Origin of the sequence: Corynebacterium sp. HMSC11D10 (assembly GCF_001806995.1) — a bacterium.
Classification (GTDB): Bacteria; Actinomycetota; Actinomycetes; order Mycobacteriales; family Mycobacteriaceae; genus Corynebacterium; species Corynebacterium coyleae.
Map to the genome: position 1 here is coordinate 1 of NZ_KV787038.1, position 1,535 is coordinate 1,535.

The 1,535-nt window shown below is 54.7% G+C and carries 1 protein-coding gene; it reads left to right on the forward strand.

Translation table 11 applies throughout. From position 1 onward, the window contains the following. Positions 1-266: 266 nt before the first annotated feature. On the forward strand, positions 267-1,535 hold a 1,269-nt coding region (gene istA / locus HMPREF3120_RS03305), incomplete at its 3' end, for an IS21 family transposase (protein WP_168156401.1).

A 1,535-nucleotide genomic window follows, 5' to 3' on the forward strand; every position in this document is an offset into this window, starting at 1 on the left:
TGTGTCTGATCTGATGTATGTGGTCCAGTTCGGCTTGGGAAGTAGTCCGTTTCGGCGGCCTGTTTTAGTCCGTTTCAGCGTGAAAAAGTAGGCCACTTTCCTGGTGCGTTGCTGTGACTGGTGTGGCTCTTTTGGAATGAAAAAGGGCCATGCCGAGTAACCATCCCAGTAGGTTTCTGTTCCTGAGAAATGTCCCATCTTCGTTTGGCTGCGAGGTCCGGGACTTGGTTTTTCAGGAAGGGACCAGAAAGTAGATGACAATCAGCATGACCACGATCGAAACTATCAGACAGCTCGATGACGAGGGAATGTCCCGACGAGCGATCGCGAAGGCGGTATCGGTATCTCGCGCTACGGTCGATAAGTACGTCAACCAGGACGATTTCAGCCCTATCCCGCCAGTTAAGTTACATAAGCCAGGATCACTAGCGCTCGGTGAGACGTTGTGTGCCGTGATTGATCGGTGGCTTGAGCAAGATCAGCGCATGCCGCGCAAGCAACGCCACACTGCGCAGCGCATCTGTGACCGGCTTGCCGCCGAACATGGATATACCGGCTCGTATTCGCCGGTACAGCGCTACGTCAAGCAGTGGAGGCAGGACCATAAAGCCCCAGGAGATGGGTTCATGGAGTTGGAATGGTCTCCCGGGGTCATCCAGGTTGATTTCGGCCAGGCAGAAATCAACCTGGCGTCAGATGTGAAGGTTGTACACCTTTTGGTGGTGACGTTTCCGTACTCGAATATGAGGTTTTGCAGGGCCTTCGCCGGTGAAACCGCCGAGTGTGTCATTACCGGATTGCTGGATGTCATCGATGCTGCCGGCGGAGTGCCGACTGAGATGGTCTTCGATAACGCTACTGCTATTGGACGCCGTGTCGGCCCGAAGGTTGTCGAATCAGAGCTCTTCGCCGCGTTTAAAGCGCACTATCGGACTCGGTCGCGTTACTGCAACCCGTATTCAGGCCATGAGAAAGGCAATGTGGAAAACGCTGTCGGGTTCATCCGCCGAAACCTGCTCGTTCCCGTGCCAGAAGTTGCTTCACTGGCAGAACTAAACGCTCTTCTGGACTCTGGGTGTGCCGCGTTTGCCAAGCAGACCCATTATAAGAAGGCAGCGGTAATCGCTGATCTGTTTCAACACGATCAACAAGCGCTTAAAGCATGTCCGTCGGTGCGGTTTAATCCGGTGCGTTTCGAAGTGCGTCGCACCGATAAAACCGGGATTGTCACCGTAGCAGGCAACCGCTACCTAGTCGGGCCTGCCTGGGCAAACAGGCAAGTCACACTGGAATTGTCCCACGACACCATCACCGTCTTAGACGAGGAGTCTCGACGCATCATCGCGCTGCCGAGAGTCTTCGGCACTGCAGACGCTACAGTGATCAACCCCATAAGTCTGCTGCCAGGGTTAGCCAAAAAGCCGGGAGCGTGGAAGAACTCACCACTTCGCCACCATATGCCGGATAACGTCGTCGGCTACCTCGACGAAGCAGATACCGTCACACGCCGTGAGTTTTTCACCCATGCACAAACC